The organism is Halarchaeum acidiphilum MH1-52-1 (assembly GCF_000474235.1).
Taxonomy (GTDB): domain Archaea; phylum Halobacteriota; class Halobacteria; order Halobacteriales; family Halobacteriaceae; genus Halarchaeum; species Halarchaeum acidiphilum.
Genome location: NZ_BATA01000010.1, coordinates 1 through 26611 on the forward strand (window position 1 = coordinate 1; position 26611 = coordinate 26611).

Sequence of the window (26611 nt, forward strand, 5' to 3'; positions counted from 1 at the left end):
CTACTGCTCGTCGTCACGCGTCTCGCTTCGCTCGCGCTCGCCGTATCGCCACGCCTCGTGCTACTCGGCGTGACGCAACTCTCGCACGTGCTCGATGTTCCACGCGTACGAGCGCCCGTCCTCCGTCGGCGTCTCGAGCGCGAGTGGGACGTCGCGGATCGCGTCGTGGGTGAGGAACGCCTCGAAACCGTCATCGCCGATGTAGCCGTCGCCGATGTGCGCGTGCTCGTCCTTGTTCGTGTCGCACTCGTGCTTCGAGTCGTTGAGGTGGACGTACTGGAGGTGCTCCAGACCGACGACGTCGTCGAGTTCGTCGAGGGTGTCGGCGACGCCTGCGGGGTGGAGAGATCGTAGCCCGCGGCGAACGCGTGGGCGGTGTCGAGGCAGATGTCGAGGTCGGTCTCGGCGAGGTCGAGGACGGTCGCGAGGTGCTCGAAGTCGCCGCCGAGTTTCGTGCCGCTCCCCGCGTCGCTCTCGATGAGGATGGTGACGTCGTCGGGGACGTCGAGGGAGTCGATGACGGACGCCGCGTTCTCCAAGCCCTGCTCGACGCCCGCGCCGGTGTGCGCGCCGAGATGGACGTTCACGTAGGGGATGCCGAGTTTCGCGGCGGCGTCCACCTCCTCCTGCATCGCCGTCCGAGACTTCTCGCGGAGGTCGTCCTTGGGCGTGCAGAGGTTGACGAGGTAGGAGGTGTGGATGACCCACGGGCCGACGTCGTGCTCATTGCTGGCCTCGCGGAACGCCGCGGCCTCATCATCGCCGACGTTCGGGGACTGCCAGACCTGCGGGGAGTGCGTGAACACCTGCCCGCAGTTCCCCCCGACGTTGCGCTGTCGCCAGACGGCGTTCTCGATGCCGTCGCCGGGCGGGGTGTCGGGGTCGCCCGAGGTCTTCGAGCCCGCGATGGAGACGTGCGCGCCGACGTGGAAGGTCATGGCCGAGAGGAGGGCATCGGCGAGCAAAGGGGCTTCGGAGTCCGGTCCGGCGGTCCGGCCCGCACGGGCAGAACGCACTTGCCACATGAACCCCTGCACGCAACCATGAGCGAAGCGCTCGCGGTGGGCGACGCCGCCCCCGACCTGACGGCCACGCTCGTCCGATCGGATGGGTCCGTCGCGGACGTCGCGCTCTCGTCGCTGACCGCCGAGCGCCCGACGCTCCTCGCGTTCTACGCGAACGATTTCAGCCCGGACTGCGTATCGGAGTGGTGTTCGTTTCGCGACTACGGCTGGTTCGCGAACGACGACCGCGTGCGGGTCGTCGGCGTCTCGCCCTCCCGCGTGACGACCCACCGGAAGTTCATCGACTACCTCGACCTCGACTTCCCCCTGTACGCCGACCGCGACCTCGAACTGACGCGGGCGTTCGGCGTCGGCTACCGGGCCTTCGGGGTCTTCCGCCGTCCGAAGCGGTCTGTCTTCCTCCTCGATACGGACCGGACGATCCGCTATCGGTGGATCGGCGAGCACCCGCTCGACCCGTCGCGCGATCAACCGCCGCTCGACGAGATCCGCGCGGCGATCGAGGACGCGTTCGACGGGAGCGCGGACGAGGAGACCTTCGGCTTCGAGTGACGGAACGGCGAAACGCTTTTACCGTTTTAGGCTTACCTAAAGAACGGGTGAGGTGCGGCCGCACGGTCGACGTGCGGGCTCATCCCGTCCGCGCGACACCCGCCCCATAGCACTTCAAGTACGTCGCGTCGAACGCGCTTCGCGGACTTCGGCACCGTCCCGGATCTTGTCTTCGCAGTTCGGACAGACGCGCGGGGCGTTGTGGCCGTCCGGTGTGAACACCCGTGCGTACGCGTCGGTCACGAAGGACCCACAGTTCTGGCAGTCCGGCATACTTACTACGCCGGTAGAACGTTATCCATCTTAGTTATACTGGCCTCCCACCTATACGAAAATAGATACGAATGCGTCGTGGACGTCCCACGCCCCCCATTCCCGGAGTCCCTCGCACCGGAACACACTCGCGATCGATCGATCCCCGGACTACAAGTCGTACGCGTCCGTCGACGGGCGTATGCGCCTCGCGGACGCACGTGGACCGACGCCGACGCCGCCGACGTCGACGTCGCCTTCCTCCCGGTCGGTAGCACCGAACAGCACGGCCCGCACGCCCCGCTCGGAACCGACGCGTTCACGGCCGAGACCGTCGCCGAGCGCGCCGCCGACGCGTATCGCGGCACCGCGGTCGTCGCGCCCACCGTTTCGATCGGGATCTCCGAGGAGCACCGGCAGTTCACCGGCACGCTCTGGGTCGCCCCCGACACCTTCCGGGCCTACGTCCGGGACGTCGTCGCCTCGCTCGCCCACCACGGCTGGACGGACGTCGTCCTCGTCAACGGCCACGGCGGGAACGTCCCCGCGCTCGGCGAGGCCGCCGCGACGATCAGCCGCCACGACGACGCCTACGCCGTCCCGTTCACGTGGTTCGAGGCCGTCGGCGATCACTCCTCGGACATGGGCCACGCCGGTCCCCTCGAAACCGCGTTCCTCCGCCACGCCGACCCCGATCTCGTCCGCGAGGACCGCGTCGCCGACGCGCGCGAGAGCGGAAGCGAGCGCTGGGGGGAGTGGGTGTCGAGCGTCAATCTCGCGCACGATTCCGCCGAGTTCAGCGAGAACGGCGTCGTCGGCGACCCCGGCGAGGACACCGCCGAGCGCGGCGCGGAACTGCTCTCGCTCGCCACCGAGTCGCTCTGCGACCTCGCGGACGCGGTCGTCGCGCGCGAGCACGATCCGGTGCCACACCGCTAAGTCCCGCCTCCTCGCCCTCGTCGTCGTCGCCTTCTCCGCCTACGCGTCGTCGTCTTCGTCCACCTCCCCTTCGTCGCCCTCCGCGTGGATCTCCTCTAGCTCCCCGCGAAGCTCGGGAATCGCGGAGGCGAGGTCGCCCACCGCGTCGCTCACGTCTTCGAGGTCGTCGAGGACGTCCTCGATCGCCTCGATCTCGTTCTCCAGATCCGCGGCGTCCTCGAAGGCGTCCGCGCGCTCACCGATGGTGTACCACTTCTTCGCGTCGCGCAGGTGGTCCTGCACTTCGTCGACGGCGAGCGCGGTCCGCAGGCCGTTCAGCACGCCGAGCGTGTTGTCCGCCTCGACATCCCATACAGCCGATGCCTCCGGGAGCGCGTCGCGCGCCGACGCGAGGTGATCCTCGACGTCCGCGCGGATCTCCGTCGCCGCCTCGCCGAACAGCTCCTCGTCGTCCAACCCCGATTGACTCATGGGGCGTGCTACGCACCCCCGTATTTTAAAAGTCCACCCCGAAACGCGCTCGCCGCACCGCTCCGCCGCCCCTCGCGTTCGCTCGGTCCCGCCTACCCCTCGGTCTCGACGAGTTCCATCAACGGGTAGCCGTCGCGCATCGCCATCCGCGCGACCGCCTCGACCCCCTCGTAGTCGACGACGACTTCGACCTCCATGAACTCGCCCGTCAGCTCCGTGTAGTCGGCGGGCGAGTCCGCGAGCGCGGCGGCGAGCCGGTCCTCGAGGACGTCCACGGTCACGCCGACGCAGTGAGGCTGATTCTCGATCGACTCTTCGATGGCGGTTTCGAGACTGCCCGCGCTCGCAGGGCTGACCGGCGTCCCCGCGAACTGGTGGTAGAGCGCCCCGAACTTGATGCCGACCTCGAAAGCCGCCTCCTCGGCGTCGCTGACCATGCGTGGAGTACGCTCGCGCGATCCAAGGACGTTGTCATCGCGCCGCGCGGGACAAGAACGATGAGCGTCGGGAAACGAGCTATCGTCATGACCCTGAACATCGGCGCCGCCCTCGAAGACGGCCTCCGGCGCAGCGTGACGCGCGTCGCGCTCGCCTTCGTCGCCGTCCAGTTCGTCTTCCAGGGTCTCCTCGGCTCGTTCGTCCCGACCGTCGCGGTGAACTACCTCCATCGCTATCGGGGGCGATTGCCCTCCACCGTCGCCCTCTCACGGACTGGCCCCGCGCTCCCGATCGGATCGGGCGTCGCCGCCCTCCTCGCGGTCGTGCTCGCGCTCGGCTACGTCTTCGTCGTCGCCGCGCTCTACCGGGCGTTCGTCGACGACGCCGCGCACGTCACGACAGACCTCTTCACGCACCGCGCGCTCGGCGCGTTCGGCCACCTCCTCGCGCTGGGCGTCGTCACGTTCGTCGTCGCGTTCGTCAACGTCGTTCCCGTCCTCGGGTGGGTCGTCTTCGTCTTCCTCGCCGTCGCGTTCTGGTTCGCCCCCCTCCGGATCGCCGCCGAGGACGACGGCGTCGTCACCGCGCTGAAGGCGTCCTGGCGGCTCACGCGCGGGAACCGTCTACGCCTGTTCGCCATCGGTCTCGCCTTCGTCGTCGTCACCGGAACCGTCGTCAACGCCGTCGGCCTCGCCTTCGGGATGTTCTCGGCCGTCTACTCCCTCGTCAACGCGCTCCTCTCCGCCTACTTCACCGTGCTGAACGTCGCCGTGACCGCCGCCTGCTACCACCAGCTCGTCGCGGACGACGCAGGCGACGACGGCGCGACTGACGGCCCCGCCGACTCGGACGACGGGTCCGTCACGCCGCAGCCGACAGCCGAACAGGACCTCTGAGACCCCCTCGGCGCCCGTTCTGGGGGGAAGAATCAAGGAACGCGATACTGAATCCCCGGATGGAAATGTCCCTGAACATCGGTGACGCGCTCGAAACGGCCGTCGGCCGGACCCTCACGCGGGCCGGGCTGACGCTCGCGGGCGCGTTCTTCGTCCTCCAGTTGCTCGCCACGCTGTTCATGACGAACATGAGCGCGGCCGGCGCGACGCGCGTCCCGCCGTCGGCCGTCACGCCGATCCTCCTCCCGTTCGGAACGCTGGTCAACGCCGTACTCGGTCTCATCAGCTACCTCCTCGTCGTCTACCTCGGGCTCGTCGTCGTCCGCTCGATGGTGAGCGACGTCACCGACCGCGTCCCCGCGGCGTTCTTCACGCGCCGCATCGGTCCCGCGTTCGGCTGGTGGATCGTCGCCTCGATCGTCGTCGGGATCCTCGTGACGATCGGGTTCGTCCTCCTCGTGATCCCGGGCATCTACCTCGCGCTCGGGCTCGCGTTCGTCCCCATCTACGTCGTCGTCGAGGACGAGACCGCGTTCACCGCGATGCAGTCCTCGTGGGACCTCGCGACGGGCCACCGCTGGCGGCTCCTCGTCGCCCTCCTCGTCCCCGCCGTCGTCTACGGCGTTATCGCCGGGATAATCGGCGTGTTCCTCCCCATGGCGACCGTCGCCGGCTGGGTGCTCACCGCCCTCCTCGGTGCCGTCTGGGCGGTCTTCCTGCAGGCGCTCCTCGCCGCGTGCTACCGCCAACTCCGCGGCGCGGACGACGGTAGCGACGCCGCCGAGACGGGCGACGGCGACGATGACGGTGACGCTGGCTCCCCCCGCGCGACGGTCGTGGACGCCTGACGAACCGCGTCTTACTTTATCCTCGCCGCCCCATTCCGACTCGAATGGACGAACGGGTTCTCCTCACGGGCGCGGAGGGACGCGTCGGGCAGGCGGTACTGGGTGGTATCGGCGACGCGTACGAGTGGCGGCTGTTCGATCGCGACCCGCCCGCCGAGGAGACTGACCACGAGTTCGTCATCGGCGACGTCACCGACGACGAGACCGTCCGCGACGCCATGGCGGACGTGGACACGGTCGTCCACCTCGCCGGCGACCCGCGCCCCGATGCGCCGTGGGACTCCGTCCTCCGGAACAACATCGACGGCACGCAGACCGTCTACGAGGCCGCCGTCGAGACCGGCGTCGACCGCGTCGTCTTCGCCTCCTCGAACCACGCCGTCGGCCACTACGAGACCGACCGCAAGCCCGAACTCTACCGCGCACACGACGACTACCGCCTCGACGGCACCGAACTCCCCCGACCCAGCAACCTCTACGGCGTCTCGAAGGCCGCCGGCGAGACGCTGGGGAGGTATTACCACGACGAGCGCGGTCTCTCGGTCGCCTGCGTCCGCATCGGCAACCTCACGAAGGGTCATCCGCCGATCGACTACGAGCGCGGGCAGGCGATGTGGCTCTCGTATCGGGACTGCGCGCACCTCTTCGAGCGCTGCATCGAAGCCGACTACGGCTACGAGATCGTCTACGGCATCAGCGACAACGACCGGAAATACTACTCGCTCGAACGCGCGAAGGACGTCCTCGGCTACGAGCCGCAGGACAACTCCGCGGAGTACACGAATCAGGGCGAACCGAAAGACGACGTCTGAGCGCCCTGTCCCTCCGCCGGAGTTCCGCTCCCTGTCTCGACGCTCTTCTGATGTCTCCGATCCCGAGACGCGACCACCCGACTTATCCGATATAGACCCCATAGCCACGTCCATGAGATATACCGGATTGAAACTCCGGATGGCGGTCGTGGGCGCGATTCTCTTCGCGTTCTACGTCGTCGTCGCCGCCGTCGCGTACGCCATGGGCGTTCCGCTCGTCCTCGTGCTCCTCGGGAGCGTCGCGCTCGTCGGCGTCCAGTACAAGATCGGCAAGTGGTCGGCGTTGCGCTCCGTCGGCGCCGAGGAGATGCCCGAATCGGGCCGGTGGGCGGACGTCCACCGCCGCGTCGAATCGCTCGCCACCGACATGGGCATCGAGAAACCCCAGCTGATGGTCGCGGACATGGGCGTGCCGAACGCCTTCGCCGTCGGCCGCAAGGGCGCGAGCACCGTCGTCGTCTCGAACGAACTCGCGAGCACCCTCGACGGCGACGAACTCGAGGGCGTTCTCGCGCACGAGCTCTCGCACGTGAAGAACCGCGACGTCGTCACGATGGTCGTCGGGCAGGGGATCGCCTCCATCGTCGGTATCGCCGCGCAGTGGCTCGTCCTCCTCTCCGGCGACAACGACCTCGCCGACTTCTTCCTCTCGATGGTCGTCGGGAGCGTCGTCCAGTTCGTCGTGATGCTGTTCGTCCTCGCGATCAGCCGCTATCGCGAGTACGTCGCGGACGCCGACGCCAAGCGGTACGTCGGCAGCGGCGAACCGCTCGCCCGCGCGCTGGAGAAGATCCAGCGCGGCAACGAGAATCCGAGCGCCGGGACGACCACCAGCCAGCGCCGCGGCCGTGGCCAGTCCGGTCCCGCCTCGGGCCGCGGTCGCGGTCGCGGGCAGTCGAGCGCGGGCGTCACCGATCAGGTCGGCGCGCTCTGCATCTTCGACGACGACGAGCGCTCCATCTTCACGCGGCTCGTCGCCACGCACCCGCCCGTCGAGAAGCGCATCGAGCGCCTCCGCGAGTAACGTGGAGCCGCGCACCGCGCTCGCGATCGGTCTCGGTGCCGCGCTCGGCGTGCTCTGTCTCGTCCGTCCGACGGTCGTCCTCCGCCTGAGCGCGCTCGGCGCGACGACCTCCGATCGGACGGGCCAGTACGGTGACGACGGGCTGGCGTCGTCCCGCGCGACGTGGCTCGTCCGCGCGCTCGGTGCCGCCTGCCTCGCCGTCGCCGCGTACCTCCTCCTCCCCGAACCCTAACCGAACAACCCTTCGACGTCCGTCTCGCGTGTCTCGCGGCGATCCACGCGCTCGACGAGCCGCTGATACGCGATCGGTCGCGCTTCGGGATCCGTCACGACGTCGTAGCACAGCGTCACGAACGCGCTCGTTCCCGATTCGTCGAGATCCGCACGCGCGTATTCGACGGCCTTCTCGATGCGCTCGCGCTCGCCGCCGACCGCGTCCGCGAGCGCCGGCGCGAGCGCGAACACCTCCTCGATGGCGAGATCATCGAGCGCTATCGGCTCGCCGTCGACGGTGAGCGCCGGTGGTCGGCGGCGCTCCAGCACCGCGGGATCGTCCGCGGCGGTTTCGAGGTATCCGCGGAGATCCGCGACACTCACCCCCCGTTTCCCGTCGAACCCCGACAGCGCCTCGCCCGCCGCCCGCACGTCCGCCGCGAGACCGTCGACCGACGCGGCGCGACCGCGAACGATCACGGCCGCGGCGTCGCCGAGATCGTCGGCGATGTCTCCGCCCGCCTCGCGCCAGACGTCGCGCGCGGCGGCGTACTCGCCGCTATCGAACGCCGCGACGCCGGCGCGCACACTCTCGTCCATACTCTAGTTTCACGTCGCGCGGAGAAAGGCGTGGCGTCACGTGGCGAACGAGAGGTCGAACGACCACGCTGAGGCCGACTACGCGAATCCGGAGTCGAGGCCGACTACGCGAGGCGTCCGGACGGCGTCCACGCGCGCCGTCGGCGCGCGTGGGCAAGCGAGACGCTTCGCGTCTCGCGGAGTCTCCGGCGAGAGCCGGAGGCACGGAGGGCACGTCGTGTCCTCCGGAGTCCGGACGTGACTGAACGAAGCGACGAGCCTTCGGCTCGTCGCGTAGCGAAGCGAAGGAACGTCCGGACGGCGATTTGAACAGGGCGAGACTTCGCTTCGCTCGCCTCGCGTGCTCAAATCGCCGCCGGTCCGCATAACCGCGGACGGACCGGCGAGCAGACGCGACGCGTCGCTCGCCGGGTTGGTCCTCGGAAATGTATCGTCCGGACGGCGATTTGAACGCCGGTCCCTGGCTCCGCAAGCCAAGAGGATAGTCCACTACCCTATCCGGACTCACTCATTCGTAGCCGCAGGGTGCGTAAAGCGGTTACGATTCGACCGCCGCCGTGGGTGGTGGTCGCGCGCGTCACGCGACGTCGCGCTGGCGGGTGATGACGTCGGTCCCGAGACTGGAGTTCACGGTCGCGCGGACGGTGATGGTCCCGCCGTTCGCCTGCACGCTCGCGGCGGCGACGTAGCCGAGGTCGATCGCCTCGGTTCGCGTGACGGTTTCGTTCCGGTGAAGGAGGCCGACGGTCCGCTCGTCGTGCCAGATCCGGTCGCCGGCCGTGGTGATGGTGACGTCGACGCGGACGTCCCGCGCGGTTCGGTGGCCGGTGTTGGTGAGCGCGACGCTGACGTCGCGACAGGTGCTCCCGCAGGCGCTCACGTTCCGGACGGCGAGCGCGAACGGGTCGGTGTCGTGCTCGCCGGCGTCGGATGCGTCGCCGCTCGCGCTCCCGCCGCTCACTGTCCGTCCGGCCCTCGTCGCGGTCGTGTCGCCGCCGTCGGCCACCGCGTGCGTCTCGCTCGTCCCGGCGGCGTTCGCGGAGTGGCCGACGAACGCGAACGAGGCGGCGAGCGCGAGGATGACGACGGCGAGACCGATCGCTGCGAGACCGGGTCGGTGTCGCGGGTCCATCGCGTCACCGTTGGCGGGCGCGACGTATCACCGTTCGCCTGCGCCCGGGGGCGTCGGGAGGTTCAAGACGGATGGATCGCCCACGTACTGTCGATGAGAGACCGACAGCGGCCCGGAAACGGGCAAGGACAACGCTTATGCGCGGGCCTACCTTGGGCTGAACTACGATTATCATGGGTGCGATAGAGGATACGTACGCCGACCTCGAGACCGACGAGGTCTCCCTCGACGAGTTCCGCGAGGCCGTCGCGGAGAAGGTCGAGCAGATGGGTGGGCTGGCGGACGACGAGACGGCCGCCATGCTCCTCGCGCACGAACTGCAGGACGGGGAGGTGAACGGCATCGCGGACGTCACTCCCGAGATGGACGACGCGAAGTTCGTCGGGAAGGCCGTCTCCGTCGGCGAGCTTCGGACGTTCGAGCGCGACGAGGAGGACACCGAGGACGGCCGCGTTCTCAACGTCGATGTCGCGGACGAGAGCGGGACGGTCCGCGTCTCGCTGTGGGACGAGCAGGCCGCGAACGCCGCGGCGGAACTGCAGGTCGGCGACGTCATCCGCGTCGCCGGCCGGCCGAAGGACGGCTACAACGGCGTCGAGGTGAGCGCCGACCGCGTCGAACCCGACCCGGACACCGACGTCGACGTCCAGATTCAGGACGCCTACCGCGTCGAGGACCTCTCGGTGGGACTCTCTGACGTCACGCTCGTGGGCGAGATCCTCGATACGGACGCCGTTCGGACGTTCGATCGCGACGACGGCTCGCAGGGCCGCGTGGCGAACCTCTCGCTCGGCGACGAGACGGGCCGCGTCACGGTGACGCTCTGGGACGACGGAACCGAGGCGGTCGAGACGTTTGAACCGGGCGACGTCGTCGAGATCATCGACGGCTACGTTCGCGAGCGCGACGGCTCGATCGAGCTTCACGTCGGGAACCAAGGGACCGTCGAGGCCGTCGACGACGACGTCGAGTTCGTCCCGGAGTCGACGCCGATCGGCGACCTCGAGATGGACGACGTCGCGGACATCGCGGGCGTGATCCGCTCGGTGGACGAGAAGCGGACGTTCGAGCGCGACGACGGCAGCGAGGGGCAGGTGCGTAACGTCCGCCTGCAGGACGACTCCGGGGACATCCGGGTCGCGCTCTGGGGCGAGAAGGCAGACCGCGACATCGGGCCGGGCGACGAGGTGCTATTCACGGACGTCGAGATTCAGGACGGCTGGCAGGACGACATCGAGGCCTCCGCGGGGTGGCGCGCGAGCGTCGTCGAACTCGCGGACGGCGCGACGACGTCCGTCGAGGAGTCCGAGTCGAGTGCGGACGAGAGGACCGGGCTTGACGCGTACGCGGACGGTACCGCTCCGGAGTCGGCGTCCGGGCATACGGACACCACCGCCGCGGACTCGGGGACCGACACTGAGGACGTCGAGTTCACGGGGACGGTCGTGCAGGCGCGCGATCCGGTCATCCTCGACGACGGCACGGAGACGATGAGCGTCGAGACGAATGCGGACGTCACGCTCGGCCAGACCGTGACCGTCCGCGGGACGCTGCGCGACGACCGCCTCGACGCCGAGGAAGTCCGCTAGTCCCAGTCCTCGTCGTCCCGGTAGTCGTCCGGGTTCGCCTCCTCCGTTGCGGTCTGGTAGCGGGCTTCGCCCTCGTGCTTTCGCTCCTCCTTGATTCGCTCCTCGCGGTACTCCTCTGCGGCCGCGCGTCGGTCTCCGACGGCGTCCTCGGCTTCGCGCTCGTTCGCGTCGACTTCCCGATCCGCGATGTCTTCCGCCGGTGCCCGCTGGGGATTGTCAGTCACAGACCGTCGGGAACGGAGCACCGCCACCCACGAGTGCGTGGTGGCGGCCGCCGTCGCACGACCCGGGACGGAAAACGTTAAGGGTCGTACACGCCCGTTTCTCGGTATGAGTGTCGAGCTCCCGTTCGCGCCGGTGGACACGGCGATCCGGCGTGAAGCCGGCGACCTCCGCGTGAGCGCGGACGCCGCGGAGGAACTCGCCCGCCGCATCCAGCGCCGCGGTGCGGAACTCGCGCGGGAGGCCGCCGAGCACGCGACCGACGCGGGTCGCAAGACCCTGATGGTCGAGGACTTCGGCCTCGACGCCGCGGACGCACCCGCTCGCGATACGCTGACGCTCCCGGTCGCGCCCGTCGATCGCATCGCACGCCTCGATATCCCGGACGAGTACCGCGTGTCGGCGGACGCTCGTGTCGCGCTCGCCGCGCGCCTCGAGACGTTCGCCGCGGACGCCGCTTCCGGTGCGGCGACCCTCGCGCGCCACGCCGGGCGTCGCACCGTGCAGGCAGAAGACGTCGAGACGTACTTCGAGCTCGTGGAATGAAGTTCGGCGTCAGCGACGTCTGCGAAGAACACGATCCCGGCGTTCGCCACCCGGAGAACCCGGATCGCATCCGCGCGATCGAGCGCGCCCTCCAGAAGCGCCACGGCGTCGAGTACGTCACCGCCGATCCGGCGATCGAGGACGACGCGCGCGCCGTCCACGACGCGGACTACGTCGAGGAGATCCGCGAGTTCTGTGCGGACGGTGGCGGTAGCTGGGACCCGGACACCGTCGCCGTCGAAGCGACGTGGCGCGCCGCGCTCGCCTCCGCGGGCTTAGCGATGTGGGTGGCCGACGCCGCTCTCGACGGCGACGACGGCCGCACGACGCCGTTCTCGCTCGGCCGACCGCCGGGGCATCACGCCGTCGCGGACGACGCCATGGGCTTTTGCTTCCTGAACAACGCGGCGGTCGCGAGCCAGCACGCACTCGATACGCGCGACGTCGAGCGCGTCGCGGTCTTCGACTGGGACGTCCACCACGGCAACGGCACGCAGGACATCTTCTACGGCCGGGACGACGTCTTCTACGGCTCGATCCACGAGGACGGTCTCTACCCGGGCACGGGCGAGATCGAGGAGATCGGTGAGGGCGGCGGTGAGGGGACGACGATGAACGCGCCGCTCCCCGCGGGCGCCGGCGACGCCGACTACTGCCTCCTCTTCGACGAGGCGTTCGCGCCCGCGATCGAGTCCTTCGATCCCGACCTCGTCCTCGTGAGCGCGGGCTTCGACGCCCACCGCCACGACCCCATCTCGCGGATGCACGTCTCTACTGATGGGTATGGCACGCTCACGACGCGGGTGCGCGATCTCGCTGACCGCTGTGGCGCCGACCTCGGCTTCGTCCTCGAAGGCGGGTATAGCCTCGACACGCTCTCGGAGGGCGTCGGCATAGTCCACGAGGTCTTCGACGGTCTCGTCCCGGAGGGACCGGACGGGGACGCCATGGACGACGCCGAAGACGTCCTCGCCGACCTCCGCGACGCTCACGGTCTCGGTTCGAAGTAGGCCGCGAGTTCCTCTCCGAACTCCTCGGCGAGCACGCAGACGTCCGCGTCCGCGAGCACCGCGTACTCCCCGGTCTCGACGAGCCGCTCGACCGCGTGTCCGAGCGCGACAGACTCCAACTCCTCCTCGGCGAACGCCGCCGCGCTCGTCACCGACCGCTCGCGCTCGACGACGTAGCGCTCCCCGTCGATGTACGGCCCGTAGACGTCCGCGTCGTCCGCGTACTTCCGGTAGAACCCCTCGGCGTGCTCGCCGACGTGGACGGGCGGGCCGCGGTGGCGCTCGATTCCCGGGAGTTCCGCGACCGAGAGCTCGCAGAAGAGGACGGCCGTCTCGTCGGCCCACGTCGCGGCGCGCAGCACCTCGAAGCCGCGTTTCTCCAGCCCGCGGACGAGACCGTCGAGCGATCGGCGTAACTGGGGGTAGCGCTGATCCTCGACGAGATCGAGGAGCGAGTCGTCGCCGAAGCGGACGGCGAGCGCGCGCGTCCCGCGGTCGGCGAACGCCTCCCTGACCGCTTCGGCCGTCAGCGGCTCGCGCGGCGAGGAGAAGAAGTAGCTCTCGCGGGGGTCCTCGCGGAAGCGTCGCGCGTAGTGCTGGAGGCGCGCGACGTTCGCCGCGGAGACCACGGCCGCGACGTTCCGCTCGGGATCGGTCGGATCGATGACGACGAGCGGGTCGTCGAACGACGCGTCGGCGTGGTCCTCCGGATCGAGCGTCACCGGCGGATGCCACTCCGTCGCCGCCGCCTCCAGCAACGCCTCGAATCCGCCGTATTCGAGGACGAGGAGTTCCGTGAGGTAGCCCGAGAACCCCTCCGTCTTCAGATCCGAGCCGTACGCGCCGATCCCCTTGAGGAACTGCTTGCAGAGCCGGACGTCGGCCGCGAGCTCGTCGTCGAGGCGCACTTCGAGGTATTCGGTGTGGAACGGCGTGCGATCGACCGCCGACTGGATGTCCCGCGCCGACTCGACGGCGTAGCAGGGCACGAGATCGACGTCGTAGCCCTCGAACTCCCCCTTCACGTAGGGGTGTTCGGCGTACTCCTCGTGACCGTCCGGGAGGACGGCGTTCCCGACCGCGAGACCGGACGTCTCCAGCTCCTCGCGGTCGAGCGACGGCGAGAAGCGCACGAAGACGTCGATGTCGCGGTCGCCGCGGACCCACGTCCCGCGAGCCGTGCTCCCCACGCGAACGACGTCCGCGTCGAGATCGCGCGCGGCGAGCGCGTCCTCCGCGCGCTCCACGAGTCGCTCGGCCGCCGTCGACAGGCGCTCGCGCTCCGCGGCCGTCGGATCCACGCGCTCCCGGACCGCCGCCAACACGGCTTCCGTCTCGGTCATGGCGGCGTTACGCCCGCCGCGCTTCAAAAACCGTCGGTGGTCGCGCCGGGGGAAAACGAAAGCCATATTTGAACGACGCCGCTACGATGGAGTGCGAGCAAGCCGCCATAGCTCAGTTGGTAGAGCACCTGGTTGTTACCCAGGTTGTCCCAGGTTCGAGCCCTGGTGGCGGCGTGAGTTCTGGAGGGAATTTACGGCCGATCAGGAACGCTCCGCGTTTCTGATGATGGCGCTCCTCTCCTCGTTCGTCGCTTCACGAGACGCGAAGCGCCTCGTGCGCATGCAGGACACGACGTGTCCTGCATACGGCGTTCTTTTGTGACGGACGGACGCTCAGTCAGAAACGCATCTCGTTCCTCCTTCGTGGAACCCGACACGCTAAAGACGACGCGACAGATATCCGGAGACGAGGGCCCTTAGCTCAGTCTGGTTTACAGCCCCCGGCTCATACCAGCCCAGTGACAATACGTCCGGCTGTGGGACACCGGGTGATCGGTGGTTCAAATCCGCCAGGGCCCACTCGCCTTCGCTGGCCCGTTCCTTTACTACTCGCGCTCACCAACTCCCGTCGATGGCGGATGCGCCACCCATCGACGAGTCGCACATCGGGGAGACGCCGCTCTTCGAGATCGACCACCCCGAGGTCGCCTGCGAGGTGTACGCGAAGCCGGAGTGGTACAACCTCCACGCCCAGCCGTACGGCGGCGGTTCGGTGAAGACTCGCATCGCGCGCTCGATGCTGGACGCCGCGGCGGCGGACGGCGAACTCGACGACGGGACGCTCGTTGTCGAGCCTTCGTCGGGGAACACGGGGACGGCGCTGGCACGTCTCGGCGTCGCGCGCGGCTACGACGTCGAGATCGTGATGCCGGAGGAAGCGCCCGCTCAGAAGGCCGAGGCGATCCGGGCGGCGGGCGGGAGCGTGACGTACGCTGAGGATTACGAGACGATGCTCGATCTCGCGGACCGGCGCGTCGCCGCGCGGGGCGCGTACATGCCCAATCAGTACGGGAATCCGGCGAACCCGGCGGTCCACGAGCGTACGACCGGGCCGGAGATCCACGCGCAGACGAACGGGCGCGTCACGCACTTCGTCGCGGGCGCGGGATCCGGCGGGACGGTCACGGGCGTCGGGCGCGCGCTTCGCGAGCGCGGCGACGTCACCGTCGTCGGCTACGAGCCCGCGGAGCCGCGTCACGGCATCGACGGCCTCAAATACGTCTGCGGGTCGCGCTACCACGATCCCGGCGTCTACGCGCGCGACGAACTCGACGACGTGCTCTCGGTGCCGACCGCGGACGCCTACTACGAGGCGCGGTGTCTCCGCGAGCGGTACGCCGCACGCGACCCCGTGATCCACGCGACCGGGCAGTACGACCGCGACACCGTCGACGCGCACCTCCGCGTGGACGGCGAGTTCCTCGTCGGCGCCTCCTCGGGGGGCGCGCTCGCGGCCGTGACGCGCCTCGCCGATCGGGGCGACCTCGACGCCGACGACGTCGTGGTCGTGCCGTTCCCGGACCGAGGCGATCGGTACGCGGATATCCCACTCTGGAACGACTACGTGTAGCACGCGGGGGTTTCAGCGGACGGCATGTGATCCGAGCGGACGAGCGCGCCCGCCGGGCCGTTCGCCGCCGTCGCGGCCGCCGTCGCGACTCTCGACCGCCCGCGCAGTCGCCGCCACCGACACCCGTTAGGCCCTCCCCGCCCATGCACGCGTATGGCCGGTCTCAACCTCGATCCCACTCAGCTCGACCGGTACTCCCGGCACATCATCATGGACGACGTCGGTCCCGAGGGGCAGGCCGCGCTGCTCGACGCCGACGTCCTCGTGGTCGGCGCGGGCGGTCTCGGCTCGCCCGTCATCGAGTACCTCGCGGCCGCGGGCGTCGGTCACCTCGCCGTCGTCGACGACGACGCCGTGGAACGCTCGAACCTCCAGCGACAGATCATCCACCGCGACGCGGACGTCGGCACGCCCAAAGTCGATTCCGCTCGACGCTACGTCGAGGACTTGAACCCCGATATCGACTTCGAGGGCCACGAGGTTCGCCTCACGCGCGAGAACGCCGCCGACCTGCTCGCCGATCGGGACTTCGTCGTCGACTGCACGGACAACTTCGGGACGCGCTACCTCGTCAACGACGCCTGCGTGCTCGCGGGCGTGCCGTTCAGCCACGGCGCGATCTACCGATTCGAGGGGCAGGCGATCACCGTCACGCCCGACGGTCCCTGCTATCGGTGCGTCTTCCCCGAAGCCCCCGAGGAGGGGACCGTCCCCGACTGCGCGACCGCGGGCGTCTTGGGCGTGCTCCCCGGGACCGTCGGGTGCTTGCAGGCCACCGAGGCCGTGAAGTCGATCCTCGGGACTGGCGACCTCTTGACGGGGAGGATGCTCCACTACGACGCCGCGGACGTCGGCTTCGAGGAGGTGCCGATCGCCGCGAACCCCGACTGTCCGGTGTGCGGCGACGACCCCGCCATCGACACCGTCGAGGACGTCGAGTATTCGGGTGGCTGTACGGTCGCCTGAGAGACGAACGTTCAACCGCGAAGCCGCGCACACCCCGGGGCGTGCCCTGATCGCCCGCCCCGCGCGCGCCCTGCGAAATCGGCGGCGACCCGCGTGCGGTCCCGCTACCCCTAGCCAGCCGCCTGTTAGCCCCGCTATTCCAGTTCCGCGGCCGCCTCGCGCACCAGCCCGTCGATGATCTCCGGCGTCGTCGGGTGGAACGCTCGGTCGGGGACGTCGCGGACGTCCATCCCGGTCTCGACGATCACCTGCATCGTCTTCGCCATCACGTCCGCCTCGTAGTGCCAGCCGTGGTAGCCGAGCACGGTCCCGTCGCTCGCATCGACGACGAGCTTCGCCCGTCCGCGAGCGGCGTTCTTCGTTCGGAAGACGCCGTCGTCGCTCGCCTCGCGTGACGCCGTCACGACGTCGCGGCCGGCGTCCTCGGCCTCCCCGAGAGTCATGCCGACAGTGATGTACGGGTAGACGCCGGCCGCGGCGAAGATGACGTGATGCGTGGTCGGATCGTAGGTCTCTAGGTCCTCACCGCGCCAGTCCGCGAGGACGTTGCGGGCCGCGACCTGCCCCTCCTCCTTCGCGGTGTGGAGGAGCAGCCGCTCGCCCACGACGTCGCCCGCCGCGAACACCGACGGGTCGTCGCGCGCCCGGAGCGTCCCCGGGTCGATCCATCCCTCGCCGGGGTCGATCCGAGTGTGCTCGAAGCCGAGGCCCTCGACGGTCGGCGCGCGGCCGGTGAAACAGAACAACTGATCTGCCTCGACGACTTCCTCCGCGCCGTCGCGCTCGATCGTCAGGCGCACGCCGCCGTCCTCGCGCGCCTCGACGCGTTGCTCTTCGGCGTTCGTCAGCACCTCGACGCCGAACGCCTCGCGGTAGCACTCGACGATCCCGTCGCCGATCTCGGGCGCCGCGCGATCGAGCGGCCGCGCGTCGTGCTCGATCACCGTGAGGTCCATCTCGCCGGCCTCCGCGAGGTACGGGACGAGTTCGAGACCGACGGCACCGAAGCCGAGCACGACACCGGAGTCCGCGAACGCGGTCGCGTCGAGGACGTCCACGGATCCCATCGAGTCCACCGTGTCGATCCCGGGGAGATCCGGCGTTCGCGGTGTCGAGCCGGTCGCGACGACGACGTAGTCGGGTTCACAGCGCTCGTCACCGATCACGACGACGCCGTCGTCCGCGAACCGCGCCGTCTCGTGGCGGAAGGTCACGTTCTCTCGCTCGGCGAGATCGTGGACGGCGTCGCGGCGGTGGCGCGCGAACTCGGCCGTGTGGTCGTCCTTGCGCGCGACGACGCGTTCGAGATCGACCGACACGTCGCCGTCGAGCCGCGGATCCACGCGACCCTGAACGCGGTGTTGGGCGGCGCTCAACACTTCCTTCGAGGGCATACACCCTCTGAGAATGCAGAGCCCGCCGCCCGGTTCGCCGTCGTCGACGAGCGTGACGTCGACGTCGGCGTCCGCGAGCACTTCCGCGGCGGCGACGCCCGCGCTGCCATACGCGCCGATGACGATGGCGTGCATGCGAACGCCTACGCGGCGCCGGGAGGAAAAGACGCGGGTCAGTCTCGCCGCGCGAGCAGCACGGCCGCGAGCGCGACGAGCGCGCCGGCGAGCGTTACGACGCCGAAGCCGGGGCTGGAGCCGCCCGACGTCGTCTCGCTTCCGGAGTCACCGCCGTCCGCGGCGTCGCCGTCGTCCGACCCTCCGTCGTTCGCGGCACTCGCACCGCTCACGGACGCGGTGCGCTCGGAGAAGTGGTTGAACGCGACGAAGGCGGTCCCGCTCTCGTGCGCGTGCTGCTTCACGAGGTACGCGGAGTGGTCGCTCCCGACTGCCGACCGGAGGTCGCCGTAGGAGGAGGCCTCGACGGCCGTCCCGCCGCTCACCGTCACGTGCAGGTCATCGGTTGAACCCACGGCGGCCTCGGAGACGGTCGTGACGACGATCGTCCCGGTGTGGGACGCACGGTCCGCGGTGACGTTCACCGTCGACTCGCCGGCCCGCTCCGCGGACATCGTCACGTCGTCCGCGTACGTCACGACGCTCGTCCGGAGGTCGCCGCTCGCGTCGGCGGCCGCGCCGGCGTACACCTCGGCGGCGGCCCGCCCGGACGCGATGAGGTCTTCCGCGTGCTCGTCCGCATCGTCCTTCCCGTCGGGGTAGGAGCGCAGGACGACCGATCCGTTCGGACCGACGCGTCCGGAGACGTCCCCGTCGTTAGTGACGGTGACGCTCGCGTTCCCGACGGCGATGAAGGTCGCCTTCGTTCCGTCATCGGTCGTCACCTGCACCTGCGAGTCGCCGTCGTCCGCCGCGGACGCGCCCCCGGTGAGGTTGGCGACGACGACCTGCGTGTCGCTCCCGGAATCGATGACGAGGACGCCGTTGTCGTCGTCGTGCGCGGTGAGCGTCGCGCCGCTGTCGGCCCGAACTGCCGCGGACGTTTCCGTCGTCGCGCCGAGCGAGAGGCCGGCGAGCGAGAGGTTCGCCGCCGCCGAGAGATCGGCTCTCCCGTTCGCACCGAGGAGGCCACCGCCACCACCGCCACCACCGCCACCACCGGCCTTCGAGACCGACTGGACCCCGACGCTCTGGACGATCGTCTCGCCGCCCACGCTGTAGTCCGTCACGGCCGAGCCTTGCAGGTCGAACGTGACGTTCGCACCGGCGTAGGCGTGCGACTCGCCGGACGCCGCCGACGCCGGCGCCGAACCGGCGACGAGGAGCAATGCCACTGTCGAGGCGACTACGGCCTGTCGACGCATACGATTCCGTATTCCAGCAGTCGGCTGAAAAACCGTTTCGGCCATCGCGTGGCCCGATGACACCACCCCTTCCGTGGGGGAGAGAATGCCGCCCTTTCGGGCGGGGGGGGCCGCTAGCGCGCGATGCCGTCGTCGGAGCGATTCAAGACGCCCTCGACCTCCGCGGGAGTGACGAGCGCCGTGTCGCCGGGGATCGTACGCTTGAGCGCCGCGACGGCCGCCGCGTACTCCAGCGCGGCGGGGACGCCGTCGCCCTGCAGGCGTCGCGCGAGAAAGCCGCCGACGAAGGCGTCGCCCGTCCCGACCGCGTCGTGCGTGTCGGCTTCGAACGCCGGTTGCTCGACCACGTCGCCGGCGTGCCACGCGAGCGCGCCCTTCGCGCCGCGCGTCACGACCACCGTCTCGAATCCCCACTCCTCAGCGAGGTCGCGCGCCACCCGCTCGGCGTCGCCCTCCAGTCCGAGCACGTTCCGGGCGTCGCGTACCGCGGTCACGAGCACGTCGATGTCGGGGAAGAGCGATTCGAGGACGGGTCGGGCCTCCTCGGGCGTCCAGAGCTTCGAGCGGTAGTTCACGTCGAAGACGGTGGTCGTTCCCGCGTCGCGCGCAAGCGAGAGGAGATCCCCCGTCGTCTCCACGAGCGTCTCGGAGAGCGCGGGCGTGATGCCGGACGTGTAGAACGCGTCCGCGGTCTCGATCCGGTCGGTCGGCAGTTCGGCCGGCGTCGCCGTCGTCACCGCGGCGTCCGCGCGATCGTAGATCACGTTCGTCGTGCGCGGCGTCGAGGCCTGCTCGATGTAGTAGGTGCCCTGCCGGCCCTCGTCGCTCCAGACGACGTCCGCTTCGGCGCCCTCGGATTCGACGGACGCCGTCACCTTCCGGCCGAGCGCGCTGTCGGGGAGCTTCGAGAGCCACGCGGTGTCGAGACCGAGGCGGCCGGCGTTCACCGCGACGTTGCTCTCCGCGCCCGCCGCGCGGAACGCCAGTTCGGTCGCGCGCTCGATGCGCTCCTGTCCGGGCGGGCTGAGGCGCAGCATCGTCTCGCCGAACGTCACGAGATCGCTCATATCACGGGGGATGCCGTCGACCGAAATGAAGGGCCGGGATTCGTCGCGGCGGTACCGTCGCGACGGTGTCGACGTCCTCGACGCCCGCGATCACTCCGGTGCGCGGTCCTGATGACCGGGATAGTCCCGCTCGAAGCGCGCGTCGAGTTCGGTCCCGTCGAGTTCGACGACGACCGGTCGGCCGTGCGGGCACGCCCACGGGTTCTCGCAGTCGTCGAGGCGGTCGAGCAGGGCCGTCACGTCGCCCTCCGGGAGCGAGGTGTTGCCCGTGATCGCGGGCTTGCACGCCATATCCGCGAGCAGGGCGTCCGCGGCGTCGAGGACGTCGTCGGCCGCCGCCGCGTCCGTCGCGGACGCGAGGACGTCCCGGACGAGTTCGGCGTCGAGTGCCGTCCCGAACACCGCTGGAACGGCCGTCACGATCGCCGTCCGGTCGTCCAACTCGGCCTCGAATCCCGCGTCACGGAGGGCGGGGAGCGCCGCCTCGAAGGCCGCCGCCTCCGCCGCCGTCAGCGACACCTCCGCGGGCGTCACGAGCGCCTGCGAGTCCGGCGTCCCGTCGAGTTCCTCGTGCAGCGCCTCGTAGCGCACCCGCTCGTCCGCGGCGTGCTGATCGATCAGGACGAGGCCGTCGTCGGTCTCCGCGACGACGTACGTGTCGTGCAGTTGGCCGAGGACGCGCAGCGACGGCAGGTGCTCGCGCTCGGGCGCGTCCTCCGGCCCGTCCGTTCCGGGAAGTCGCGCGTTCCGCGTCGCGCCCGCCGTCGTCTGCGACCCGTCGCTCGCGCTCGCGTCCGCGCCGCCACCGGCTCTCGTCCGTCCACCGCGTGACGCCGTCTGCCGCGACGACCCGTCGGCCGTTCTCGTCGCACTCGGTGCCGATCCCGACGTCCGCGCGTTCGACGTGCTCGTTCGCGATGCCGTCACGTCCCCGTCTGCATCGTCCCCCGCCGCGCGCTCGACCCCCGTCCCCCGTTCGGGCGCGATCGCGGCGTCCGTCGGCCGCGACTCCCCGCGTGGGGCGCGCGAGCGCACGAGCCCGTGCTCGCGGAGGGCGTCCCGTACCGCGTCCGTCACGGCCTCGCTGACGCCGGCTTCCGCTTCGAAACGCACCTCCATTTTTCGCGGGTGGACGTTCGCATCGACCCCGGCAGGGGGAAGCTCGACGTCGAGGACGGCGAACGGGAAGCGATCGGCGGCGAGCTGCGTCCCGTAGGCCTCGACGATCGCCTCGCGGAGGAGTCCGTCGCTGACGTAGCGGCCGTTGACGTACGTCGCGAGGTACTCGCGCGTCGAGCGCGTCGTCTCCGGATGGCTCACGTACCCGCGGACGCGATCGAGCGGTCCCTCGGGGTCGGCGTCCACCGCGATCATCGACTCCGCCACGTCGCGGCCGTAGACGGCGAGGAGGGCCGAGCGCACGTCGCCGTCGCCCGGCGTCGCGAACGTCTCCGAGCCGTCGTGCGCGAGCGACACCGCGACGTCCGGGTTCGCGAGCGCGTAGCGCGACACCGCGCGGTTGACGTGGCCGAACTCGGTGCTCTCGGCGTTCAGGAACTCCCGTCGCGCCGGCGTGTTGTAGAAGAGATCGCGGACTGCGACCGTCGTCCCCGGCGCGCGTCCCGCTGGCCCGACCGACTCGACGTCCCCACCGGCGACTCGTACCTCGGTCGCGCGGCCGCCGGCACGCGGCTTCGTCGTCAGCGTCACCCGCGACACCGCGGCGATCGTGTGCAGCGCCTCGCCGCGGAAGCCGAGCGTTCCGATACGTGCGAGGTCCTCGGCGTCGCGGATCTTCGACGTCGTGTGCTGGCGGATCGCCGCCTCCGCGTCCGCGCGCGTCATCCCGACGCCGTCGTCGCGCACGACCAGCCCCTCTGTCCCGTCGCCCGACGCCTCGACCTCGATCCGCGAGGCGTCCGCGTCGAGGGCGTTCTCGACGAGTTCCTTCACGACCGATGCGGGCCGCTCGACGACCTCGCCCGCCGCGATCCGATCGACCGTCGCCGCGTCGAGTTCGCGGATCTCCGTTCCCGTCCCGTCGCCCTCGCCGCTCATGACCGTGGATGATCGCACGGCCACATCAATCCGGCGCTCACGTGGGGCGCCCCGACGCTCAGTCCAATCGCTTTTGCCACTCGTTGACGCGCTGGAGCAGGTCGAGCGGCGAGGAGTTGTTCACGTCGGTCTCCCGGAGTTCGTCGAGGACGGCCTCGGTCTCGGAATCGAGCGCGTCGTCGCTGTCGTCGTCCGCGCGCCCGCCGTTCGCGTCGTCGCCGCCACTCGCGTCGTCGCCGTCCGCGCCGTCGCCGTCCGCGTCGTCTCTACCGGCCGCGCCCGCGCGTAGCTCGCCGCTCCCGAGGTCGAAGACGACCTGTTCGCTCCCGCCCGAGCCGCCGCGGACGTCGACGGCCTCGTCCGCGCGGAGGCGTTCGAGCACGTCGCGCGAGCGCGACACGACGGGATCGGGGACGCCCGCGAGATCGGCGACGTGGATGCCGTACGAGCGGTCCGCGGGGCCGTCAGCGACCGTCCGGAGGAACGTCACGTCCTCGCCGTCGCGCTCGTCGTCCACCTCCACGTGGACGTTCTGCACGCCCTCTAGGCGTTCTGCGAGATCCGTCAGCTCGTGGTAGTGTGTCGCGAAGAGCGTCTTCGCGCGCACCTCGTTGTGGAGGTACTCCGTCGCCGCCCACGCGATGCTGATGCCGTCGTCGCTCGCCGTCCCGCGCCCGACTTCGTCGAGGACGACGAGCGAGTCCTCGGTGGCGGAGTGCAGGATGTTGCTCAGCTCCTGCATCTCCACCATGAACGTCGAGCGCCCCTGCGCGAGTTCGTCGAGCGCGCCGACGCGCGTGTAGATGCCATCGACGAGGCCGAGTTCGGCCGACTCGGCGGGCACGAAGCTCCCCGATTGCGCGAGCAGGACGATCAGCGCCGTCTGGCGCATGTACGTGCTCTTCCCGCTCATGTTCGGACCCGTCACGACGAGGAACCGCCGTCCGTCGCCGAAGCGCGCGTCGTTCGGCACGAACTCCACCGTCTGCTCGACGACCGGGTGGCGCCCCGCCGCGACGTCGAGCGCCCTGTCGTCGCGCAGCTCGGGGCGCGTCCAGCGGTTCGCGCTCGCGTGCGCCGCGAAGCTCGCCAGCGCGTCGAGTTCCGCGAGCGCCCGCCCCGCGTCCTGTAACAGCGACGCGTGCGACGCCACCTCGTCGCGCAGCCCCTCGAACAGCGCGCGCTCGCGCACCGCCCGCTCCTCCTCCACGCGGAACAGCGCGCGCTCCTTCTCGTCGAGTTCGGCGCTCCGGTAGCGCTTCGAGTTCTTCAGCGTCTTCACCTCGCGGTAGTCGTCGGGGACGCGATCGGTCTGCGAGTGCCCCACTTGCAGGTAGTAGCCGTCCGTCTTGTTCCGATCCACCGTCGCGCGCGAGAGGTCGCTCTCCGCTTTGACGCGCTCTTCGAGCGTGTCGAACCACGCGACGAGGTCGTCGTGTTCGGCCGCGAGTTCGTCGAGGTCGGCGTCGTACCCGCGCGCGAAGATGCCGGTCTCGCCGCCGGGATCGTCCGCGAGCGCGTCGTCCACGGTCTCGCGGAGGTCGGCCGCGGCCTCGGCGTCCACCCGCGCGAGCACGTCACCGAGCGGCGAGTCAGCGAGCGCCGGCGACGACGTCACGCGCTCGCGGAGCGCCGGCAGTCGTTCGAGGGTGTCGACGACGCGCCGCAACGCCGCGGGGTCGGCGCTCCCGGACGAGCACCGCGCCGCGAGGCGTTCGAGGTCCGCCGCGCCGTCCAGCGTCTCACGCACCGCGTCGCGTTCGAGGGCGTCGTTCGCGAGAGCGGCGACGCAGTCGTGTCGGCGTTCGAGTTCCGCGCGCCGCTGGAGCGGGCGGACGAGCCACGCCTCCAAGCGCCGCGCCCCCATCGACGTCACGGTGTGGTCGAGCGTCGCCGCGAGCGATCCCTCCCTATCGCCCCGCATCGTGCTCGTCAGTTCGAGGTTGCGCCGCGTCGTCGGATCGAGCGCGACGTGGTCGTCCGCGCGATAGGGCTGGACCCGCGTTAGCGACGAGAGCACGCCGACGCCCGTCTCCGCGACGTAGTCGAGCGCCGCGCCCGCCGCTCGCGCGCCCGGTCCCTCGGGTTCGACGCCGACGGCGTCAAGCGCGCCCTCGCCGAACTGCTCGCGGACCGCGTGCGTCGCCTTCCCGGGCGCGAACGCCTCCGTGCCGTGGACGCTCAGCGTCGCGTCCGCGTCGTCGCGTACCGCGTCGCAGAAGCCGTCGTCGCCCCGCAGCGTCGGTCCCGGAAGCACTTCCTCGGGCGCGAACCGCCCGAGTTCGGCGAGCGCCGTCCGCTCCTCTCCGACCTCCGTCACGCGGAACGCCCCCGTCGTCACGTCGACCGCCGCGAGCCCGTACGCGTCGCCGTCGCGCACGACCGCGACGAGGTATCGCGCCTCCGCCCCCGTCGCCTCCAAGAGGGTGCCCGGCGTCGCCGTCCGCGCGATCTCGCGCGTCGTGTCGTCCTCCCCGCGCTGCTCCGCGACCGCGACCGTGTAGCCGCGCTCCACGAGCGACTTCAGGTACGGCGTCAGTTCGCTCAGGGGCACGCCCGCCATCGGGTACGACGAGCCGTGACTCGACTTCTCGGAGACCTTCAAGTCGAGTTCGTCCGCGACGAGCCGGGCGTCGTCCGCGAAGAACTCGTAGAAGTCCCCGACCTGCATCGCGAGGACGTCCGCGTCCGACTCCTCCTTCAGCGCGAGGAACTCCTCCACGATACCGGTCACGACGCTACACCCCGGATTCGCGTCGGCGTCTCGATCATGCCGGAACGTAGCCGCCGGCGAGTAAGAACGCACCGCCTCGACGCGCCCGGCGTCCTTTAAGTGTCTCTCGTCACAAGTAGTAGATACGAGCAGGGTCGCCCGGTCTTCTCGGGCGACCGACGCCGATCGCAGAGCGGTCGTTCCGTTCTCTCGGTCATCATCGCGCTCCTGCTACCTTTTTCCCGCTCGCCGTCGGGACCCTCGTCCTCGACGCCCTTCACGCGCCGTGGATCGCCACGCCGCTCCTCGCCGGCGTCGTGACGCTCGCCGTCGGCGTCCTCCCGAAGTACCCCGCCGTCTTTTAAGTTGTTCTCGTCACAAGCAATAGATACGACCGAGGTGTGACGGGCCGCGTCGCACCGCTTCTTCCGCGCTCACTCGCTCAGCGACGCCTCCGTCCCCGTTCCGTTCCCTCTCCGCTCACTCCGACGCCGTCTCCCACTCCGTCTGCACGCCGTACCGATCCTTCCCGCGCTCGTAGGCGTCCCAGAGCGGGTCGCTCGTCGGTCTCGCCAACTCGCGGCCGTCCATCGTCACGCCCGCCCCCTCACGCACCGACCCGACCCCCGCGGCGCGGATGCCCTCGGCCGCGAGCGCGTCCAGCACGTCGTCCACCCCGCCGGGACGCACCGTCAGGAGGACCGTTCCCTCGCTCGACGCCGTCCACGGATCGACGTCGAAGGCGTCGCACACCTCCAGAACGCCGTCACCGATCGGGAAACGCTCGCGGTCCGCCGCGAGTCGCACGTCGGACGCCGCGGCGAGTTCGTGCAGCGCGTTATCGATGCCGCGCTCGGTCGCGTCGTGCATCGCCGTCACCGGCCCGGCGGCTGCGGCCGTCAGCGCGTCCCGGACCGGGGACGCCTCCGCGAAACGGGCTTTGCCCGCGTCGACGGTCTCGGGATCGAGGGCGAGCGCGTCCCCGTAGAGCACGCTCAAGATCCCCGTCGTCTCGATCGCCGGTCCCTTCGTGCAGACGAGCCGATCGCCGGGTTCGGCGCCCGTCGGCATGACGAGGTCGTCGGGGTCGCCGACCGCGAGCGTCGTCGCCGCGCCGACGGTCGGCCACGCACAGCCCGCGTAGGTGCCGGTGTGGCCCGTCGTGATCGCGATGCCGAGATCGCGCGCCTCGCGGTCGAAGACCTCCCAGAGGCGCCCGAAATACTCCTTCGTCGTGTCCGGCGGGAGGTTCAGCGTGAGACTGAGGTGGCTCGGCGGGATCCCCGAGAGGGCGGCGTCGCTCGCGGCGATGTGGAAGGCGAACCACGCCGCGCGCTCCGCGCCGAGTTCGCGCAGGACGAAGACGGGATCGGTCGCGAGCGCGAGCGTGCGAGCGCCGACGGCGATGACGCCGAAGTCCGCGCCGTGCGTCGGGCCGAGGCGGACGTCCGCCCGGTCGGCGCCGAGGCGCGGGTAGATGTGTTCGTCGAAGAACGCGCGCCCGACCTTGCCGGAGTCCATACCGGAGGGACCGGCGCCCGGGCGGTTAGCG

General features: G+C 70.2%; 25 protein-coding genes, 3 tRNA genes and 1 pseudogene. 14 read left to right on the top strand and 15 right to left on the bottom strand.

What is annotated here, in order from left to right:
- Positions 1 to 60 precede the first annotated feature (60 nt).
- A pseudogene (locus AOZ13_RS02985) lies at positions 61 to 938 on the bottom strand (deoxyribonuclease IV).
- A gap of 105 nt (positions 939 to 1043) precedes the next feature.
- On the opposite strand from AOZ13_RS02985, the gene AOZ13_RS02990 reads away from it, so the two are divergent.
- Positions 1044 to 1577 (top strand): redoxin domain-containing protein, encoded by a 534-nt coding sequence (locus AOZ13_RS02990; protein ID WP_020221735.1) that lies wholly within the window; start codon positions 1044 to 1046, stop codon positions 1575 to 1577.
- Between the two features lie 114 nt (positions 1578 to 1691).
- On the opposite strand, the gene AOZ13_RS14390 is transcribed toward AOZ13_RS02990, so the two are convergent.
- On the bottom strand, positions 1692 to 1850 hold the full coding sequence (locus AOZ13_RS14390; protein ID WP_020221734.1) for a DUF7563 family protein: 159 nt from the start codon (positions 1848 to 1850) through the stop codon (positions 1692 to 1694).
- A gap of 141 nt (positions 1851 to 1991) precedes the next feature.
- Between AOZ13_RS14390 and AOZ13_RS02995 the strand changes: the two genes are divergently transcribed.
- Positions 1992 to 2768: a creatininase family protein gene (locus AOZ13_RS02995; protein WP_049933776.1), complete on the top strand. Its 777-nt coding sequence runs from the start codon at positions 1992 to 1994 to the stop codon at positions 2766 to 2768.
- Between the two features lie 39 nt (positions 2769 to 2807).
- Here the strand turns inward: AOZ13_RS02995 and AOZ13_RS03000 are convergent, their stop codons facing one another.
- Together AOZ13_RS03000 and AOZ13_RS03005 are read right to left on the bottom strand one after the other, a co-directional pair.
- Positions 2808 to 3239: a DUF5790 family protein gene (locus AOZ13_RS03000; protein ID WP_020221732.1), complete on the bottom strand. Its 432-nt coding sequence runs from the start codon at positions 3237 to 3239 to the stop codon at positions 2808 to 2810.
- A 92-nt stretch (positions 3240 to 3331) separates the two neighbouring features.
- Positions 3332 to 3676 carry a dihydroneopterin aldolase family protein gene (locus tag AOZ13_RS03005; RefSeq protein WP_020221731.1) on the bottom strand — a complete coding sequence of 115 codons (345 nt, stop codon included), beginning with the start codon at positions 3674 to 3676 and terminating at the stop codon, positions 3332 to 3334.
- 87 nt (positions 3677 to 3763) lie between these two features.
- On the opposite strand from AOZ13_RS03005, the gene AOZ13_RS03010 reads away from it, so the two are divergent.
- The 5 genes from AOZ13_RS03010 to AOZ13_RS03030 all read left to right on the top strand — a co-directional run bounded on the left by AOZ13_RS03010 (position 3764) and on the right by AOZ13_RS03030 (position 7489).
- A complete protein-coding gene (locus AOZ13_RS03010; protein ID WP_148294554.1) occupies positions 3764 to 4573 on the top strand; it encodes a hypothetical protein in 810 nt (269 codons plus the stop codon).
- Positions 4574 to 4638: 65 nt separating this feature from the next.
- Complete coding sequence (locus AOZ13_RS03015; RefSeq protein ID WP_148286727.1) at positions 4639 to 5421, top strand: hypothetical protein; 783 nt, start codon at positions 4639 to 4641, stop codon at positions 5419 to 5421.
- Between the two features lie 44 nt (positions 5422 to 5465).
- Positions 5466 to 6233 carry an NAD-dependent glucose-6-phosphate dehydrogenase Azf gene (azf, locus tag AOZ13_RS03020; RefSeq protein WP_020221728.1) on the top strand — a complete coding sequence of 256 codons (768 nt, stop codon included), beginning with the start codon at positions 5466 to 5468 and terminating at the stop codon, positions 6231 to 6233.
- Between the two features lie 139 nt (positions 6234 to 6372).
- Positions 6373 to 7257: a M48 family metallopeptidase gene (locus AOZ13_RS03025; protein ID WP_020221727.1), complete on the top strand. Its 885-nt coding sequence runs from the start codon at positions 6373 to 6375 to the stop codon at positions 7255 to 7257.
- A gap of 1 nt (position 7258) precedes the next feature.
- Positions 7259 to 7489 (top strand): hypothetical protein, encoded by a 231-nt coding sequence (locus AOZ13_RS03030; protein WP_021779777.1) that lies wholly within the window; start codon positions 7259 to 7261, stop codon positions 7487 to 7489.
- Here the strand turns inward: AOZ13_RS03030 and AOZ13_RS03035 are convergent.
- The 3 genes from AOZ13_RS03035 to AOZ13_RS03045 all read right to left on the bottom strand — a co-directional run bounded on the left by AOZ13_RS03035 (position 7486) and on the right by AOZ13_RS03045 (position 9202).
- Positions 7486 to 8070, bottom strand: coding sequence for a hypothetical protein (locus AOZ13_RS03035; RefSeq protein WP_021779778.1), 585 nt, complete (start codon positions 8068 to 8070; stop codon positions 7486 to 7488). The two genes, AOZ13_RS03030 and AOZ13_RS03035, sit on opposite strands and share 4 nt — an antisense overlap.
- Positions 8071 to 8501: 431 nt before the next feature.
- Positions 8502 to 8574: transfer RNA gene (locus AOZ13_RS03040), tRNA-Arg, on the bottom strand.
- Between the two features lie 73 nt (positions 8575 to 8647).
- Positions 8648 to 9202, bottom strand: a complete 555-nt coding sequence (locus tag AOZ13_RS03045) for a hypothetical protein (protein ID WP_020221964.1) — start codon at positions 9200 to 9202, stop codon at positions 8648 to 8650.
- Between the two features lie 173 nt (positions 9203 to 9375).
- On the opposite strand from AOZ13_RS03045, the gene AOZ13_RS03050 reads away from it, so the two are divergent.
- Positions 9376 to 10791 carry a single-stranded DNA binding protein gene (locus AOZ13_RS03050; RefSeq protein ID WP_020221965.1) on the top strand — a complete coding sequence of 472 codons (1416 nt, stop codon included), beginning with the start codon at positions 9376 to 9378 and terminating at the stop codon, positions 10789 to 10791.
- Here the strand turns inward: AOZ13_RS03050 and AOZ13_RS03055 are convergent.
- Positions 10788 to 11015, bottom strand: a complete 228-nt coding sequence (locus tag AOZ13_RS03055; RefSeq protein ID WP_020221966.1) for a hypothetical protein — start codon at positions 11013 to 11015, stop codon at positions 10788 to 10790. The genes AOZ13_RS03050 and AOZ13_RS03055 overlap by 4 nt on opposite strands.
- Positions 11016 to 11121: 106 nt before the next feature.
- Here AOZ13_RS03055 and AOZ13_RS15400 point away from each other — a divergent pair, with 106 nt between their 5' ends.
- Positions 11122 to 11559 (top strand): histone, encoded by a 438-nt coding sequence (locus AOZ13_RS15400; protein WP_020221967.1) that lies wholly within the window; start codon positions 11122 to 11124, stop codon positions 11557 to 11559.
- Positions 11556 to 12569, top strand: a complete 1014-nt coding sequence (locus tag AOZ13_RS03065; protein ID WP_021779780.1) for a histone deacetylase family protein — start codon at positions 11556 to 11558, stop codon at positions 12567 to 12569. The genes AOZ13_RS15400 and AOZ13_RS03065 overlap by 4 nt, the downstream gene beginning before the upstream one ends.
- On the opposite strand, the gene cca is transcribed toward AOZ13_RS03065, so the two are convergent.
- A complete protein-coding gene (cca, locus tag AOZ13_RS03070) occupies positions 12548 to 13912 on the bottom strand; it encodes a CCA tRNA nucleotidyltransferase (RefSeq protein ID WP_021779781.1) in 1365 nt (454 codons plus the stop codon). The genes AOZ13_RS03065 and cca overlap by 22 nt on opposite strands.
- Before the next feature lie 101 nt (positions 13913 to 14013).
- On the opposite strand from cca, the gene AOZ13_RS03075 reads away from it, so the two are divergent.
- The 4 genes from AOZ13_RS03075 to ubaA all read left to right on the top strand — a co-directional run bounded on the left by AOZ13_RS03075 (position 14014) and on the right by ubaA (position 16448).
- Positions 14014 to 14086, top strand: a tRNA-Asn gene (locus AOZ13_RS03075).
- 236 nt (positions 14087 to 14322) lie between these two features.
- Positions 14323 to 14431: transfer RNA gene (locus AOZ13_RS03080), tRNA-Ile, on the top strand.
- A 52-nt stretch (positions 14432 to 14483) separates the two neighbouring features.
- The gene (locus AOZ13_RS03085) at positions 14484 to 15482 is read left to right on the top strand and encodes a PLP-dependent cysteine synthase family protein (protein WP_021779782.1); all 999 of its coding nucleotides are present in this window, start codon (positions 14484 to 14486) and stop codon (positions 15480 to 15482) included.
- A gap of 153 nt (positions 15483 to 15635) precedes the next feature.
- Positions 15636 to 16448 (top strand): SAMP-activating enzyme E1, encoded by an 813-nt coding sequence (ubaA, locus tag AOZ13_RS03090; RefSeq protein ID WP_020222029.1) that lies wholly within the window; start codon positions 15636 to 15638, stop codon positions 16446 to 16448.
- A 134-nt stretch (positions 16449 to 16582) separates the two neighbouring features.
- Here ubaA and AOZ13_RS03095 read toward each other — a convergent pair whose 3' ends face one another.
- The 6 genes from AOZ13_RS03095 to AOZ13_RS03120 form a co-directional block, all read right to left on the bottom strand.
- Positions 16583 to 17977 (bottom strand): dihydrolipoyl dehydrogenase family protein, encoded by a 1395-nt coding sequence (locus AOZ13_RS03095; protein WP_020222028.1) that lies wholly within the window; start codon positions 17975 to 17977, stop codon positions 16583 to 16585.
- Between the two features lie 38 nt (positions 17978 to 18015).
- On the bottom strand, positions 18016 to 19221 hold the full coding sequence (locus AOZ13_RS03100; protein ID WP_044957848.1) for a hypothetical protein: 1206 nt from the start codon (positions 19219 to 19221) through the stop codon (positions 18016 to 18018).
- A 113-nt stretch (positions 19222 to 19334) separates the two neighbouring features.
- The gene (gene kdgK1, locus AOZ13_RS03105; RefSeq protein WP_020222026.1) at positions 19335 to 20288 is read right to left on the bottom strand and encodes a bifunctional 2-dehydro-3-deoxygluconokinase/2-dehydro-3-deoxygalactonokinase; all 954 of its coding nucleotides are present in this window, start codon (positions 20286 to 20288) and stop codon (positions 19335 to 19337) included.
- Positions 20289 to 20378: 90 nt separating this feature from the next.
- Positions 20379 to 22346: a DNA mismatch repair endonuclease MutL gene (mutL, locus tag AOZ13_RS03110; protein WP_021779783.1), complete on the bottom strand. Its 1968-nt coding sequence runs from the start codon at positions 22344 to 22346 to the stop codon at positions 20379 to 20381.
- A gap of 58 nt (positions 22347 to 22404) precedes the next feature.
- Positions 22405 to 25080 (bottom strand): DNA mismatch repair protein MutS, encoded by a 2676-nt coding sequence (gene mutS, locus AOZ13_RS03115; protein ID WP_049933771.1) that lies wholly within the window; start codon positions 25078 to 25080, stop codon positions 22405 to 22407.
- Between the two features lie 459 nt (positions 25081 to 25539).
- Entirely contained in the window at positions 25540 to 26580 is a 1041-nt protein-coding gene (locus AOZ13_RS03120) for an AIR synthase family protein (protein ID WP_020222412.1), read from the bottom strand.
- Between the last annotated feature and the right edge of the window lie 31 nt (positions 26581 to 26611).